This is a genomic window from Rhizobium sp. BK650, assembly GCF_014195325.1.
Lineage (GTDB): Bacteria > Pseudomonadota > Alphaproteobacteria > Rhizobiales > Rhizobiaceae > Rhizobium.
Window position 1 is genome coordinate 300,716 of the sequence record NZ_JACIBK010000004.1, and the last position, 15,651, is coordinate 316,366.

General features: G+C 59.8%; 13 protein-coding genes and 1 tRNA gene. 9 read left to right on the forward strand and 5 right to left on the reverse strand.

Features of this window, described 5'->3' with window-relative positions; genetic code table 11:
• The first annotated feature begins 31 nt into the window (after positions 1 to 31).
• The 5 genes from bcsA (at position 32) to FHX15_RS13305 (ending at position 9,018) form a co-directional block, all read left to right on the forward strand.
• The gene (bcsA, locus tag FHX15_RS13285) at positions 32 to 2,230 is read left to right on the forward strand and encodes a UDP-forming cellulose synthase catalytic subunit (protein WP_184397751.1); all 2,199 of its coding nucleotides are present in this window, start codon (positions 32 to 34) and stop codon (positions 2,228 to 2,230) included.
• On the forward strand, positions 2,227 to 4,734 hold the full coding sequence (locus FHX15_RS13290) for a cellulose biosynthesis cyclic di-GMP-binding regulatory protein BcsB (RefSeq protein ID WP_184397753.1): 2,508 nt from the start codon (positions 2,227 to 2,229) through the stop codon (positions 4,732 to 4,734). Before bcsA ends, FHX15_RS13290 begins: the two co-directional genes overlap by 4 nt.
• A complete protein-coding gene (locus tag FHX15_RS13295) occupies positions 4,731 to 5,777 on the forward strand; it encodes a glycosyl hydrolase family 8 (protein WP_184397755.1) in 1,047 nt (348 codons plus the stop codon). The genes FHX15_RS13290 and FHX15_RS13295 overlap by 4 nt, the downstream gene beginning before the upstream one ends.
• Complete coding sequence (locus FHX15_RS13300; protein ID WP_184397918.1) at positions 5,774 to 8,188, forward strand: cellulose synthase; 2,415 nt, start codon at positions 5,774 to 5,776, stop codon at positions 8,186 to 8,188. Before FHX15_RS13295 ends, FHX15_RS13300 begins: the two co-directional genes overlap by 4 nt.
• A 161-nt stretch (positions 8,189 to 8,349) precedes the next feature.
• Positions 8,350 to 9,018 (forward strand): HAD family hydrolase, encoded by a 669-nt coding sequence (locus tag FHX15_RS13305; RefSeq protein WP_184397757.1) that lies wholly within the window; start codon positions 8,350 to 8,352, stop codon positions 9,016 to 9,018.
• Between the two features lie 14 nt (positions 9,019 to 9,032).
• Here FHX15_RS13305 and FHX15_RS13310 read toward each other — a convergent pair whose 3' ends face one another.
• Both FHX15_RS13310 and FHX15_RS13315 read right to left on the reverse strand, forming a co-directional pair.
• Positions 9,033 to 9,653: an outer membrane protein gene (locus tag FHX15_RS13310; protein WP_184397759.1), complete on the reverse strand. Its 621-nt coding sequence runs from the start codon at positions 9,651 to 9,653 to the stop codon at positions 9,033 to 9,035.
• A gap of 195 nt (positions 9,654 to 9,848) precedes the next feature.
• Positions 9,849 to 10,160 (reverse strand): hypothetical protein, encoded by a 312-nt coding sequence (locus FHX15_RS13315; protein ID WP_184397761.1) that lies wholly within the window; start codon positions 10,158 to 10,160, stop codon positions 9,849 to 9,851.
• 46 nt (positions 10,161 to 10,206) lie between these two features.
• Between FHX15_RS13315 and FHX15_RS13320 the strand changes: the two genes are divergently transcribed.
• On the forward strand, positions 10,207 to 10,449 hold the full coding sequence (locus FHX15_RS13320) for a hypothetical protein (protein ID WP_184397763.1): 243 nt from the start codon (positions 10,207 to 10,209) through the stop codon (positions 10,447 to 10,449).
• A 59-nt stretch (positions 10,450 to 10,508) separates the two neighbouring features.
• Here the strand turns inward: FHX15_RS13320 and FHX15_RS13325 are convergent, their stop codons facing one another.
• Together FHX15_RS13325 and FHX15_RS13330 are read right to left on the reverse strand one after the other, a co-directional pair.
• Positions 10,509 to 12,479 (reverse strand): protein-L-isoaspartate(D-aspartate) O-methyltransferase, encoded by a 1,971-nt coding sequence (locus FHX15_RS13325; RefSeq protein WP_184397765.1) that lies wholly within the window; start codon positions 12,477 to 12,479, stop codon positions 10,509 to 10,511.
• 93 nt (positions 12,480 to 12,572) lie between these two features.
• Positions 12,573 to 13,502 (reverse strand): NADP-dependent oxidoreductase, encoded by a 930-nt coding sequence (locus tag FHX15_RS13330; RefSeq protein WP_184397767.1) that lies wholly within the window; start codon positions 13,500 to 13,502, stop codon positions 12,573 to 12,575.
• Between the two features lie 208 nt (positions 13,503 to 13,710).
• Here FHX15_RS13330 and FHX15_RS13335 point away from each other — a divergent pair, with 208 nt between their 5' ends.
• The 3 genes from FHX15_RS13335 (at position 13,711) to FHX15_RS13345 (ending at position 14,905) form a co-directional block, all read left to right on the forward strand.
• Positions 13,711 to 14,175 (forward strand): YbhB/YbcL family Raf kinase inhibitor-like protein, encoded by a 465-nt coding sequence (locus FHX15_RS13335; protein WP_184397769.1) that lies wholly within the window; start codon positions 13,711 to 13,713, stop codon positions 14,173 to 14,175.
• Between the two features lie 52 nt (positions 14,176 to 14,227).
• A complete protein-coding gene (locus FHX15_RS13340) occupies positions 14,228 to 14,491 on the forward strand; it encodes a hypothetical protein (RefSeq protein ID WP_184397771.1) in 264 nt (87 codons plus the stop codon).
• A 96-nt stretch (positions 14,492 to 14,587) separates the two neighbouring features.
• Positions 14,588 to 14,905 (forward strand): hypothetical protein, encoded by a 318-nt coding sequence (locus tag FHX15_RS13345; protein WP_184397774.1) that lies wholly within the window; start codon positions 14,588 to 14,590, stop codon positions 14,903 to 14,905.
• 201 nt (positions 14,906 to 15,106) lie between these two features.
• On the opposite strand, the gene FHX15_RS13350 is transcribed toward FHX15_RS13345, so the two are convergent.
• Positions 15,107 to 15,183: transfer RNA gene (locus tag FHX15_RS13350), tRNA-Pro, on the reverse strand.
• Between the last annotated feature and the right edge of the window lie 468 nt (positions 15,184 to 15,651).

Consider the following 15,651-nt stretch of genomic DNA (forward strand, 5'->3'; position numbering starts at 1 on the left):
CAGAGGGCGAGCCATTTCGAAGGAACGTTCCATGCGCAAGGCCGGCAATGTTATCATATGGGCTCTGGTCTCGCTCTGCGTGATCGCCCTGATCACGCTGCCCGTCAATTTGCAGACCCAGCTCATCGCCAGCATCACCGTGGTCACGCTCATGGCACTTATCAAAGTATTGAAGGGGGAGGGCACATGGCGTTTGGTAGCGCTCGCCTTCGGTACGTCCATCGTGCTGCGCTACGTCTACTGGCGCACGACCAATACGCTGCCGCCGGTCAACCAGCTCGAAAACTTCATCCCCGGCCTGCTGCTCTATCTCGCCGAAATGTACAGCGTAATGATGTTGGCGCTGTCGCTCTTCATCGTCGCCACGCCATTGCCGCCGCGCCAGTCACGTGCTGCCAAGCTTGAGCGCTTCCCGCATGTCGATGTCTTCGTCCCCTCCTATAACGAGGAGGCCGGCCTGCTGGCCAATACGCTCGCCGCCGCCAAGGCGATGGACTACCCCGCCGACAAGCTGCATGTCTGGTTGCTGGATGACGGGGGTACCTTGCAGAAGCGAAACTCCGGCAAACTGATCGAGGCGCAGGCTGCCGCTGCCCGCCACGCAGAACTCAAGCAACTCTGTATCGATCTCGACGTCAATTACCTGACGCGCGACCGCAACGAACATGCAAAGGCTGGCAATCTCAATAATGGCATGCAGCATTCGAGCGGCGAATTGATCGCTGTTTTCGATGCCGACCATGCGCCGGCGCGCGACTTCCTTCTGGAGACTGTCGGCTATTTCGACGACGACCCCAAGCTCTTCCTGGTCCAGACGCCGCACTTCTTCATCAATCCGGACCCCTTGGAGCGCAACCTGCGCACTTTCGAAAAGATGCCGAGCGAGAACGAAATGTTCTACGGCATCATCCAGCGCGGCCTCGACAAGTGGAACGCCGCCTTCTTCTGCGGCTCGGCGGCAGTCTTGAGCCGCCGCGCGTTGCAATCCACGAACGGCTTCAGCGGCATCAGCATCACCGAGGATTGTGAGACCGCTCTTGCTCTTCACGGTGCCGGCTGGAACAGCATCTATCTCGACAAGCCGCTGATCGCGGGTCTGCAGCCGGCGACTTTTGCAAGCTTCATCGGCCAGCGCAGCCGCTGGGCGCAGGGCATGATGCAGATCCTGCGGTTCCGTTTCCCGCTGCTCAAGCGGGGGCTCTCGCTGCCGCAACGCCTCTGCTACATGTCTTCGTCGTTGTTTTGGCTGTTCCCGTTCCCGCGTACGATCTTCCTATTCGCACCGCTCTTCTATCTCTTCTTCGATCTGGAAATCTTTACGGCCTCCGGCGGCGAATTCCTCGCCTATACGCTCGCCTACATGATCGTGAACCTGATGATGCAGAACTATCTCTACGGATCGTTCCGCTGGCCATGGATTTCCGAGCTCTACGAATATGTGCAGACGGTGCATCTCTTGCCGGCAGTCGTCTCGGTCATGCTCAATCCGCGCAAACCGACCTTCAAGGTCACCGCCAAGGACGAATCGATCGCAGTCAGCCGCCTGTCGGAAATCAGCAGGCCCTTCTTCGTCATTTTTGCAGTGCAGATCGTCGCCGTCGCAATCACCATCTTCAAAATCTATGCCGAACCTTACAAGGCGGACGTCACCCTCGTCGTCGGCGGCTGGAACATCATCAATCTCATCCTTGCCGGCTGCGCGCTCGGTGTGGTTTCGGAGCGTGGGGAAAGGGCGTCTTCGCGCCGCGTGCGCGTCAATCGTCGCTGCGAATTCGGCGTCGGCGAAGAGTGGTATATGGCCTCGATCGAGGATGTTTCCGTCCACGGCGCGCGCCTGCACATCTTCAGCAAGCATTTCGATCAGGTGCAGGTCGGCGCGCTCGGCCAGATCCGCTTCCGCCCCTATAGCGGCGCCGATCTCGAAACGCTTCCGCTCGTTGTCCGAAACATCGAACCGACGGGCGATATCACCAATATCGGCTGCCAATATCAGCCCAAGAGCGCGCTGGATCACCGCCTGATCGCCGACCTGATCTTTGCCAATTCCGATCAATGGATGCAGTTTCAGATCTCGCGCCGCCGCAATCCCGGTCTTGTCAGGGGCACGATCTGGTTTCTCGGTCTCTCGCTTTACCAGACGAGCCGTGGCCTGGTCTATTTCTTCCGGAGCATGCGTCCGGAGCGTGAAGAGCATCGGCAGCAGCAGGCGGCAAAGGTGAACGCCGGATGAGAAAGCTCTTTGCCGCTTCCCTTTTTCTGGTCGGCACATCGGTCCTCGCTTATGCGCAGATCAGCCCGTTCGACATGTCAGGCGAGCGACCAGCAGGTGCGCCGCCGGCTGCCCCGCGCTTGACGCTGCCGGCCCAGCCTGCGCAGCCCGCGCCGGCCCCTGTCCCCGCCGTGCCGCGGACGGTTCCCCCGCAACCGGCGGCGCCTGCCACCCCGGCAAAGCCGCAAGAGCCTACGCCCGCCGCGCCGGTGAACGCCATTCCCACAGCGCCTGCGCCGGCAAGGCCTTCGGTCTCCACGCAGGCGCAGCCGCCCACGCCGCCTGCTGTCCATCCTGTCGCGGCGGCTCCGCAAACCGGCGATTCCAGACGTTATATCGTGCCTTTTTCTGAGCTCGGCCTGGTTGGCGAATACGACCGCAGGTCATGGTCGATCTATCTGACGACGGAGCAAGCGTCGGCGAAAGCGCGCCTTACCTTTACCTATCAGAACGCCATCGTCGTCGCGCCTGAGGCGTCAACGCTGACCGTGTTCATCAACAACCGTATCATCGGGCAACGGCAGGTTGGCTCGCCCGACAGCCCGTCGGCGGTCAGCTTAGAGATTCCTCAAGGCCTGCTGCAGCCTGGCGCAAATCTCGTCACCTTCGAGGCAAATCAGCGTCACCGCACGGATTGCAGCATCGACTCCACCTATGAGCTCTGGTCGAACGTCGATCCGGCGGGCACCTATCTGAGTTTTACCGGCAGCGATGCAAGCCAGCTTTCCGGGACGGATGCGATCCGCGCCATCGGCGTCGATGGCGCCGGCAGGACGGAGTTCAATCTGGTCGTTCCGGCGATGGAGCAGCCCGGCACCACCAAACCCCTCCTGCGTCTGGCGCAAGGCCTATCGCTCCTGAGCGGCATGCCCAACCAGACTTTTGGGTTCAGCGCCGACACAGTGCCGGCAGGCGGTCCTGGCAAGATGGCGGTGCTTGTCGGCACTGCGGCTGAGCTGCGGCCGATCTTCGCTGGTCTTCCCCCAGCCGCCGAAAGCGCACCACTCGCCGCCTTCGTGACGGATCCACGCAGCGGCTCACCCGTTCTGTTGATCAGCGGTCCATCCTGGCAGGCAGTCTCGACAGCGATCGACACCATCGTCTCTCCGACCGATCGCGCCCCTGAAGCACGCCGCGATGTGCTGACCACGCAGCGCTGGACAGCACCCGACGCACTACTTCTTTTTGCCGATACGCGCATTCCGCTTTCGCAGCTCGGCATACGCACCGTCGATTTTTCCGGCCGCCGCTTCCGCACCAGCTTCAATATCGCCGTGCCGGCAGATTTTTATGCCAATTCCTATGGCGAGGCGAAAATCCTGCTCGATGCGGCCTATTCCAGCCAAGTGCTCCCAGGCAGCCATGTCGACATCTACGTGAACGGCAATATCGCCTCAACCGTACCGATCGCGACGACCAATGGCGGTATCTTCCGCCAGCTTCCGATCCGCGTAACTATGCGTCACTTCAAGCCCGGCCTGAATTCCGTCGCGATCGAAGCCGTTTTGATGACCGCGGACGATGCCGCTTGCGCCCCTGGCACAACGGCGTCGCAGACGCCGCGTTTTGCACTGTTCGACACGTCTGAGTTTCACATGCCGGATTTCGCCCGCGTCGGTCAGCGCCCGAACCTAGCGGCGATGGCCGGCACATCCTATCCATATGGGCGCAGCGCCGAACCGACGCCGCTGTTCATCGACCGAACCGATGCCGACACTCTTTCGGCGGCAGCAACCCTGCTTGGCCAACTCGCCATCGCGGCCGGTCATCCGATCGCAATCGAAACCGTCGCTTCGCCAGGCGTGATCGGTGACCGCAACGCCATCTTCATCGGCTCGATTTCGCAAATGCCGGCAACAGTGCTTACTCAGGTCAATGTCGCAACGGCCAGCCAGGCCTCCTGGCGGCCGGTGACGGATTCGCAGCCGACGGAAATCGATAACGGGAAGGCGCTGGAGGAATGGCGTTCGCGTATCACCGGCGGCGCGATACAGGGGCGCATAGAAGCGCTTCGCGAATGGCTGCGCCGCAACTTCGACATCACTGCTGCCTCATTGCAGTTCGTACCAAATGCCGAACAGGTATTCACGCCGTCGAATGCAGCGACCTTGATGATCGCTCAAGGCAAGAGTCCCGATGGCGGTGGCGCCTGGACCCTGGTCACGTCGCCGTCGGCCAAGGACCTGCGCGAAGGGCTGAATGCGCTCACCGCTCAGATGAATTGGCCGCAGATATCTGGCCATATCACCACTTATTCCAGCCGTACCGGCAAGATCGAAAGCGTGCCGGTCACGCGTTTCGATTTCGTGCCCACAGAGGGTCTCTCGATAGCGAACTATCGGCTGATCGCGGCGAACTGGCTTTCCACCAACATTCTTTCCTATTCTTTCCTTTTGGTTGTCCTGTCGCTGCTGATTGGTCTCGCTACTTCGAGAATGCTCTCAAGGCTAGGCAGGTCGAAATGAAGGGCTGGGCCACCCTCTTGTTGGCAGGCACGATGATGCTGGCGTTCGCCGGCAAGCCTGCCTTTGCCCAGCAGCCGCGGATCAGCGGCGAGGCATGGGCAGCCTATAAAGCGAAATTCCTCGATCCGAGCGGCCGCATCGTCGACAACGGTAACGGCAATATCAGCCATAGCGAAGGCCAGGGCTATGGCCTGCTGCTTGCCTACCTCGCAGCAAGCCCGGCCGATTTCGAGCAGATCTGGTATTTTACCCGCACAGAACTGCTTCTGCGCGATGACGGCCTTGCCGTCTGGAAATGGGATCCGTCCGCCACCCCTCATGTGACTGACAGCAACAATGCTTCCGATGGCGACATACTGATTGCCTATGCGCTTGCGCTGGCGGGCTCTGCCTGGAACCGCGCCGACTATATCACCGCGGCCACCCGAATGGCGCAGTCGACGCTGTCGGAGACCGTGGTCGATTTCGCCGGCCGCACTTTGCTGATGCCCGGTGCGGAAGGCTTTTCTGGTGCGGATCGTGATGATGGTCCCGTCATCAACCCATCCTATTGGGTCTATGAAGCGCTTCCCGTCATGGCGGCGCTTGCACCTTCCAATCAGTGGCAGAAACTTGCCGATGACGGTCTCTCACTGCTCAAGGCCATGCAGTTCGGCCCGCGCAAGCTGCCCGCCGAATGGGTGAGCTTAAAGCGTCAGCCGCAGCCGGCCGAAGGCTTCGATGAGGAGTTCGGCTACAACGCGATCCGCATCCCACTCTATCTGGCCCGAGGCGGCGTGTCCGACAAGGCACTGCTGACGCGCCTGAAAGAAGGCATGACTGTAAATGGCGTAGCAGCTACCATTGATCTCTCCACCGGGCGGCCGAAGACGGAGCTTTCCGACCCCGGTTATGAAATTGTTAACCACGTTGTGGCCTGTGTATTGGACGGAACCAAGCTTCCGGCCGAAGCGCTGCAATTTGCGCCTGCCTATTATTATCCATCAACGCTTCAGCTTCTGGGGCTGGCCTATGTCGGGGAGAAGCATCCAGAGTGTCTGTGAAATCTTCTCTCGTGGCGGTCACGGCAGCGGTTTTCGTGGCGACTCTCATCACGGCGCTGAAGGACCGCGAAGCCTTGCAGGAAAGTTTCGGCTTTGGTGCCAGGACGCCCGAACTGATGATGATGGGCCGCGTCAAGGGCCCGGATAGCGACAACCAGCCTGTTGACGTGCAGACCGTGTCGGATCGAATTCAGGCGGCGACCCAGGTCAATTCCTCCGAGCAGACCCAGAGCGTCGCTCAGACGACCCAGCCTCCGGCAACTCCGTCTCCAACGAGCCAGGCGCAGAGCGCGCCCGTCCAAACAGCGCCGGCTCCGGTTCCGGTCGTCCCGCCGGCTACGACATTGACGGCGGGTGCCGCTACGACATCCAGCAACCCTCCACAGACTAGCGCGGCGGAGCAGCCGGTCGTTGATGAAAGCGCCCTTCGTTATTTCGCGACCCGAGGCGACAAGGTTCGTCTGCAGGCGGAAATCTCCCGCCTTCAGGCGCTCTATCCGAACTGGGTGCCGCCTGCCGATCCGCTCGCTATCCCACAAAACGGTGACCGGCAGCTCGAAAACATGTGGCGGCTTTATTCGGAGGGCCGGTACGCCGAGCTGCGCAAGGCGATCGCCGATCGTCAGGCTGCCGAAAGCGGCTGGCAGCCCCCGGCGGACCTGCTCGACCGTCTCGATGTGGCCGAATCCCGCGCCCGACTGATCAACGCCTCCGATCTCAAGCAATATGCGACCGTCGTCAATATCGCGGCTGAAACGCCGAGCCTGCTGACCTGCGCCGAGATAGATGTGCTCTGGCGTGTCGCCGAAGCATTTATTGGGACGAACAGGCAGCAGCGCGGGCAGGATGCCTACACCTACATCCTGAAGAATTGCACCGAGCCGGCCGAACGTTTGGCGACCGTCCAGAAGGCGGCTGCTCTTCTTCCATATGGTCCGATGCAGGCGCTGCTCTCCCTTGAAAAGCCTGCGGACGCCAATGGTGCCAGGGAATTCGACAGCCTCCGCGACGATCTTGCCCGCCGCTTTGTGGCCGATGGCAATGACGACGCCAAGCTTGACGTCGCTCCGGATTATATTTCTCGCGTCGAAAAGCTTGCCGAAGGGCGGCAGCTGCCTTCGGACGCTCTGCTGCTTGGTTGGTATCAGCTTCGCCGCAACAACGAGGCGGATGCCGAAAAGTGGTTTCGCATTGCCCACCAGAAGCAAGATTCCGCGGCTGCTTCGCAGGGGCTGGCGCTGGCTCTCATCGCCCGCAAATCACCGCAGGAAGCGGAAGATGTCATGTATAGATGGCGCGACGATTCCAAGGATGCGACCGCCACTTATCTCGCCGCGACCGCCAATCTGATGGCTTTGCAGCCGCCGGCCGATCTGAGCGAAGACGTGCTCGGCCGCATCGCTGCTGCGGCCATCGAGGAGAAATACGTCCCCACGGCCCAGCAGTTCGGCTGGTATGCCCGTTCATTGAATCAATTCCAGACGGCTGCCCGTTGGTTCGAAACGGCACTGCGCTGGAAGCCGGATGACGAACCCTCTGCCTACGGCCTTGCCGTTACCCGCCAGCAGTTGAACGACCGCGCCGGCGTTGCCGAAATCCAACGTCTCTGGGCTGGTCGTTCGCCGCGGATTGCCACGTTGAACGACATGTCTGCCGCTTCCCGAAGCAGCGCTCCATTGCCGGCCCCCAGCTCGGTAGCAGAACAACCCGGGGCAGCTCAACCTGCTGCATCCAAAGCGCAGACTGCACCGGCCGAAAGCGCTGCGGCGCTTCGGCCCCCAGCACAATTTCAATCGCAGTCGTCGCAAGTGCAGCTCCAGCCCATTGAACCGGCAAGGTCCGAGCGGGTCATGCAGACGGTCACGGTCGAACGCCGCCCGCGCCAGATTCGCGGCTGCTCCACGACCATTGATCCTGCCCGTCTCCACCCCGGCGAAGCGCTGGCGCGCGGCTGGTGCCTGATGGACATCAACAGGCCGATGGAAGCGGTGAAGGCCTTCGAGGCTGCGCTGGCAAGTCCCGTGCGTAAGGAGCGTGAGGATGCCGCTTACGGTCAGAGCCTCGCTTATTTGCGAGCCGGCCTGTCCAACAATGCTGCGGTCGCCGCCACCAGGGCACCGCAGAGCCGCGACCGCGCCTCAGAGCTGCAGGTGGCAATCCTTGCCGATCGTGCGCTTGCCGCCTTCGAAGGCCGCCGCTATCGTGAAGCGCTCATTTATCTCGACCAGCGCGCCCAGCTGCAGCAGGAGCGCGTCGATCTCATGGTGCTGCGTGGCTACAGCTACATGAATCTGAAGATGTATGGCGATGCTACACGCGTTTTCGAGGCCGCCGCCGCCACCGGCAATCGTGATGCCGCGCGCGGTCTTGCGGATGTGAGGAGCATCACTCATCCCGAGGTTAACGACTAAAGCGCATAGTGATCGTCGTTACTGCGTTTCGGCTCTTTGTTTGACAGGTATCCCCATCCTAGAGCCGCTGCACAGTTTTGCGCGAAGTGCTTCAGGTTGACGGCGCCTCTGCGCTCGGTTAGTCGCGGAGGCCTGCATTTCCGCTTCGCAAGGAACAAACTGTGTCCTCATCTCATCGCGTTCTCGACAAGGCCTACGATGCCTTCCTCTTCGATATGGACGGCACTGTGCTGAACTCCATTGCCGTGGTTGAGCGTGTCTGGAGCGAATGGGCTCTACGGCATGGGTTCGAGCCGAAGGTTTTCCTGAAGACTATTCATGGCATTCGCGCATCAGACATTATTCGTCAGTTGGGCCTTCCCGGCGTTGATCCGATTGCTGAGGCCAGGCTTCTTCTGAAGGAGGAGATGGAGGATTTCGAAGGCATCATCGAGATTCCGGGTTCCATCCGCTTTCTGAACGCGCTGCCTATTGATCGCTGGGGCATCGTCACTTCTGCGCCCATCGAGCTCGCCCGCCGCCGCATGGCGGCCGCGGGTATTCCTGTGCCGGAAATGATTGTCAGTGGCGAAGAAGTATCAGCAGGCAAGCCAAGCCCGGAATGTTATCTGCTTGGCGCCAGCCGCCTCGGGGTCGATCCCTCCCGCTGCCTGGTCTTCGAGGATGCGGTTGCCGGTATCCTTGCCGGGGAGGCCGCCGGTGCGGATGTTGCCGTTATCACCGAAACCCATGCGACGCCCTTCGAGACGCCGCACTTCACGATTTCCAACTATGCCGCTTGGCAGCCGCACCAGACGGCCGCCGGTAAGCTCGTTTTGTCCGCGATATAATTGGCGGCGGGGCTTCAGAATTTGTAGCCCACGCCGATCATGACCACATGTTGGTGGAAGTCCCCGTCGAGGCCGAGAAGATTGGCACTGCCGTAATCATTGTAGCGATATTCCAGTCGGCCGAAGATATTGTTGGTAAAGGCATAATCGACGCCTGCGCCAATCGTCCATCCCGACAGCATATCGCTGTCGCTGCCGACCGGCCCGTCGATATGCGCCTGCGCGCCCGTCCAGCCAGCCGCGCCATAGATCAGGGCGCGGTCGATCGCGTAGCCGAGCCGGGCGCGAACCGAGCCGGCCGTCTCGAGGCCAACTTCAAATGGGCTCACGTCCGATTTGTCCCAGTTGTAGGAAACGTCGCCTTCGATACCGAAGACGAAGTTATTTTCGAGCTGCCAGTTATAACCGATGAAGCCAGTGATCAGGCCACCATTCATATCTTCCGAAAAGACGTCGAAATCTCCATTGGCCCAGGTCGGCCCGCCGCCGAGACCGGCATAGAAGCCCGTCCAAGTGAAGACCGGGGTGATCTCGGCTGCCGGTGCGGCCGGAGCCTCCTCGATGGCATCGGCCGCCATCGCCGAGCCGGCGAAAAGGAAGCCGGCGACTGCGAAGAATGCGAAGCGAAGTTTCATGATTTCCCCCTGCCGCCAAGAGCGCGGCTGAAAACTCAATCAGAATCCGATTGCATCGGGCTGAAGCTCGATAAGCGCGGCATATCGCGGCTGCGGGCGAGCGACCCGCAAATCATGCGTTGCTAACGCCGTTTTCTGAGAAAGGTTCCAGAAGAGGAGACGCGGCCGGCCGGATGGGGCAAAGACCGTCAAGCCTCAAAGCTTGGTGCGATTGCCCAGGTTGTCGATCATCTGCAGCACGTTGCCATCCGTCTTGATCGTGATGCAGTTGGTCTGCTTGTTGGGGAAAAGAACGCAGATCTGCCCGTTCGAAATCTTGTAGCCGTTAGGATTACCCTTACGGTATTCATAACCGTTCGGGGCTCTCTCCAATTCGCTGGCACCCTTCAGGCGCTGACGGATCTCATTTTCTCTTGCGTTTCGGAACTGGACGTTTTCGGCGAATGCAATATGCGAGGAGGCCAATGTTGCGATCACGCCGATGAGAAGTGAGCGGCTTGGCAGCATGTGGTAAACTCCAGGCGATGGTCTGCGGGAAACTGACGAGAGTGAAATGATCAGGATTGTTCTTATTCTAGCTTTAGCAATGCTCGCCAGTAATGCAATGGCTGTCGATCCGAGAAATCCGCGTGTCAGCGAGCAGAACTACCAGGATTGTCGCCGCTTTCCCGAGCGTTGCGCCGGTGACGACCGCAACCGCAATCGCCGGGACTATTATCGCGACAACACCCGCCAGGGCTCGGGCCAATATATCTACCGCGGCGAGCGCCGCATATGGACGGATGAATCGCGCTGAGGGGCATCGCAGGCGCCGGATCTCTGCAGGGCAACTGGGTCTGCCTCCGCCGCCATCAGTCAGGGACCGAAAGGAAAAGTTTCCGGATTGCCCCCGGCAGCTTGCTGCCGGTAGAGCGGCGTCAACGCATGGGTTTCGTCGAACCACAGGAAAGCGTCGTATTGCTGGGGCAGGGAGGTTAGCATGTAGTGGCTCACGCGTTCGGTTTCCGGCCTGTAGATGACACCGATAAAACGTTGAAGCCGTTGATCGACAAGCCCGGCACGGAGATCCTGGTTGCGGTCGAAATCGAGGAAAAACCGTTCCTTTCCGGCTTGATGACACAGATACTCGTAACTCTCCGCAAGTGCTGGATTGATCCTCTTCTTCTCGGCCTGCCCGTCCCATTCGCTCGCGGCTAGAACCTCGCCGGAATGCGTGCCGCAGCCGATGAGGCTTGTCATGCCGTCGAAACGTTGCCGGCAGAGCTGGCCAAGATTGATCTCATCACGCGCAGCCGCCATATCGGCAAAGCGCGCATCTCCGATGTGGGAATTATGCGCCCACACGATCATTTTGGCGTTCGGCCCATGAAAATCGAGGAGATGTTCCACTGTTTCGGCCATGTAGGTGTCGCGCAGGTTCCAGGCTTTCGAGCCGCCATAATACATGATGCGGTAATATCGCTCTGCCGCTGCCAGGAGCCTCGCTGACTGCGTTGCGTCAAGAAAACCATCATTGTCCTCGCTTTCGCCCAAAGAGCGGGTCAGGAGTTCCTTGCACTGTTGCGATACGGCGTCCTCGCAGGATTGAAAGGCGTCAGTCAGAATTGCGCGTCCATAGGTCACTGGATTGGTCTGCCAGGGGCTGAGGCAGCCGTAGCGTTCGCGGGCGACCGCAGCAGCGTCAGGGCTGACGCGGTCGAGATAATCGATCACCATGCGGATGGACTCCGTCATGTTGTAGAGGTCGAGCCCATGAAAACGGATGGCATCCGCTCGCGATGCCTGGCGTCGGATATTTTCCGCACGCATCCACCGAACGAACCCGATAAATTCCTCGTTCTGCCACATCCAGGTAGGGAAGCGCCCGAAGGGGCGGGCCTGCGAAGGCTCTCGGCCAGCAACCAATCGATCGATGGCGGCTGCATCGGGCCAGTCGGCTTCAACCGCGATCAGGTTGAAGCCATGGCGCTCGATCAGATGCCGGCTGATCGCGGCGCGCGCATGGTAGAATTCGGCCGTGCCGTGGGTGGATTCACCGAGAAGGACGATCCGGCTGTCGGCAAAGCGATCAAACAGGCGTGTGAAGTTCTCGTCATCGACCGAAGAAAATGTCTCGGCGGTGTCTGCGATCAATTGCGCGGGTGTTCTTTCGGTCCGCGCGGCAGGCGTGTAGAGCGGATGCGTCGCGGTCCACGCATCCTCACCGATCAACGGAACAAAGAACACGCCGCCGAGATCTTCCTCTTCGAATGCATCCGCACCCGTGCGGGTGATGCGCTTGAGACGTTGTTCGTCGTTGGGGCCGACGGGGATGATCAATCGTCCGCCAAGATCGAGCTGTTCCTTCAACGAGGGTGGGACCTCAGGTGCCCCGGCCGAGACGATGATGGCGTCAAAAGGGGCGGCCTTGAGCCACCCCTTGCTGCCATCGCCGATGCGGACGTCTATATTGCCGTAACCGAGCCGGGCAAAGCGTTCTCGCGCTTGATGCGCCAGTGCTCCATGCCGTTCGACGGTGTAGACATGTCTTGCTATCCGACTGGCGACTGCGGCCGCATAACCGGAGCCGGTGCCGACTTCGAGCACCTTGTCTCCCGCATCGAGATCGGACTTCTCGATCATCAGCGCAACGATGAAAGGCTGCGAGATCGTCTGGCCCTGGCCGATGGAAAGCGGCGCGTCCTCATAGGCGAATTCCTCGAAGCCTGGATCGACGAACATCTCCCGCGGTACGATGCGCATTGCGCGGGCGACGGTTTTGTCCTGAATACCGCGGCGGATGATATGCTGCTCCACCATGCGGTCGCGGTCGCGAACTAGGTTCATGAGAGACCTCCTGTATCTGGCAAGACTGCATGGGATACTCAGATAGCGCAGTCGCCATGTGGCACGAAGCTCCGGACATCCCGGTACGCACGTTTACCCAAGCACGCGAAGAACGAGCTTCCCGCGAACATGCGTATTCTCGAGGGCTTCCTGTGCCTCTGCCGCCTGGCCGAGATCGAACGTGTTGTCGACGACGACCTTGACCTTTCCTTCATCGATCAGATCGGCGATCTCCTGCAATTGAGCGCCGCTTGGCTGGGCGGTGTAGCGTCCGACGCGGATCTTTCTCTGGGCGGCTTTTTCGGCATCAGGTTCCGTCAGAGTTGATACCAGAGCGCCACCGGGCTTGATGATGTCGAAGCTGCGCTGCTGGGTGTCGCCGCCGACGAGGTCGAAGACGAGATCGACCGGTTCGACTAGGTCTTCAAAACGCTCTTTCTTGTAATCGATGGTTTGATCGGCGCCGAGGTCTTCGACGAAGGCCCTGTCTGCGCCTGATACCGTCGTTGCGACCCAGGCGCCGCGGGCCTTGGCAAATTGGATGGCAAAGTGGCCGACGCCGCCCGCGCCGCCATGGATCAACACGCGCTGGCCGGACCGCAGGTCGCCGTGATCGAAGAGACCTTGCCATGCGGTGATGCCGGCGAGCGGTACAGCGGCGGCCGTGATTGGATCGAGCGATCTCGGTTTCATCGCGACCTCGTTTGATCCGGCGATCACGAATTCCTCGTAGCCGCCGTTTTCGGGCGACAGGAAAGCGAATACCTGGTCCCCCATCAGGAAGCCGGCAACCTCGTCTCCGAGATCGGCTATCTCACCGCACACGTCACGGCCGAGCACGTAGGGAAGTTCCTTCTCCGTTACGACAGGATATTTGCCTGCCCTTATCTTGGCGTCGACAGGATTGACGCTTGCGGCGAGAACGCGGATGACCACTTCGTGACCGGCGGGGATCGGCTCGTCGACTGTCTCGATTTTTAAGACCTCGGGACCGCCGAAGCGATGAATGCGGACCGCGCGCATCGCATTTCCTTTCATGTTGTGGGTAGGGAGGGACTTCTCGTCATTCGAACAGCATCTGCCGGAAAAGGTTCCCCCCGTTCGTCGATCAAGCTCGGTCAAGGCTGGAACTTTGGCGCCCGACCTGTGTTGGAAGCTTACGTTTGAAACATCTTCGGATTGTAGGCCGGTAAACAGGTATTGCCGGTCCTGACGGTGGGTGGAGGCCTTCATGTCATTCACACTGACGAGTTCCGCTTTCGCGGACGGGGCGGCAATTCCAAGCAAGCACACGCGGCTCGGCGAAAACATTGCACCGCCCCTCAACTGGGCCGGAGCGCCGGATGCGGCACGGAGCTTTGCGCTCATCGTTGAAGACCCGGATGCGCCGAACGGAACATTTCGCCATTGGGGCGTCTTCAACATACCGGGCGGCCGCAATGAATTGCCGGAGGGCAGCGACACGGCACCGAATGGAGGGCCCCGCTTTTGCGACAACGATTTCGGCAATGGCCGCTATGACGGCCCGCAGCCGCCCAAAGGCCATGGCATCCATCACTATCACTTCAGGCTGGCGGCGCTTGACGTCCCGAGCCTGTCAATCCCAGCCTCGGCCGGTATCCAGGCGATGTGGCGAGAGGCACGGAAACATACGATCGCCGAAACCTCGCTGACCGGCACGTTTGAACGAAAGTGACCGGTTGTCGGATTCAACTTGCTCGGCTGGTTGCCGAGCGCAGGAGGATGGATTGACTATTTATCAGCGCCTTCAAAAAGGTCAGGAAAAGCCGGGCGACCTAGTCATCAAGCTTTACCATTCCGGTGACGAGATCCGTGGTTTCGTGCGCAAGGTGACAAGGCGCGGTAAGGACGACAGCGTCTTTCCCGGCGAGGAGATGGAACCGGCGGCCGCGCTTCAAATCGCCCGCAGCCACCTGCATGGGGCCAGTGAGATCCTTATTGAATTGTCCGAAGGCGTCGAGTGGGACGCGCGATGGGGGACGTTGCATTAGAGCGCGGTGCGTCCATTCAGACCTTGGTCCGTGTCGAAAGCGCCGTAACTATGGTATCCGGCCGCTGCAGGAGTGGTTGAAGAACCAGGGGGAAAGATGCAGATATCGATCATCACCGAACTTCAGACCGCTCGGAGCAATCTTGCAACGCTCGGAGCAACCGATCGCCTTGTTCTCGTGGCGCGCGTCCACAGTTACCTGCAGGAATACCGGAACGATATTCTCGGCCATGTACCTGCAGAGCGATGCATATGGATCGAGCGCCTGATCGGATCCCTCTCGATCAAGGCTCCGCAGATCGCCTCGTTGAACAATGAGGAATTCCGATCGGTTCTTTCCGAATTCGAAAAACTCCTCGTCATGCTTCAGGACCTGACATCCTCCTGGGACGGCTCACCCTACACCATCCACTGAAACCTTCGGTCTCCTCCGAATGGCAAATGTCATTGGTTGCAGATGCAGTTAGAGTTGGATCGCTCCGTTGTCTTGGGGCGCGTCTGGCTGAGCTTATGCTCAACCCCAATTTTGGGCAGTCGGCGAGGGCCGCCAACACGATCCATCCGGCCGGCCGCCAACTCATGCCGAGTGTTTAGACTGAGATTTCAAGGGATTAAATGGTCGGGGCGACTGGACTTGAACCAGCGACCCCTTGACCCCCAGTCAAGTGCGCTACCGGGCTGCGCTACGCCCCGACCTGCCGAAACGGCTCGCTTCTGTTAGACTTTTCGGTTTTTGGACGCAAGGGAAAAATGCCGGCTCGATCATAAAACGGAACTTGTCCAATGGAATGTCTGCCAGGGAGCTTTTACTTAGCCTCTCCGGTGCTGCCAGAATCCTCAAAACCGGCGGATAACTGCCGAAAAAAGCCTGCGCGAAGCGTCAAAATCCTTGCATACGCCGATGTGCACGGAAATTCTTCCTCTACGGAGTTAAGATGGGACGGCATCTTGCCGAGATAATATAGATTTTCGGTTGCAATTTATGAGCTGATAAATTCCAGGTAAAATATTTCCTTAATATTTTGACTCAATATTCCTGCTTAATGAAGGACATTTATTACATGTGCGGTCAGATCTACCTTTGATTGAAGGCGGACGCCGATGGTATTTTCACTTCTTGACGTTTTGAACTGAATTTTATTCGCAATTTTGTTCTTGAAC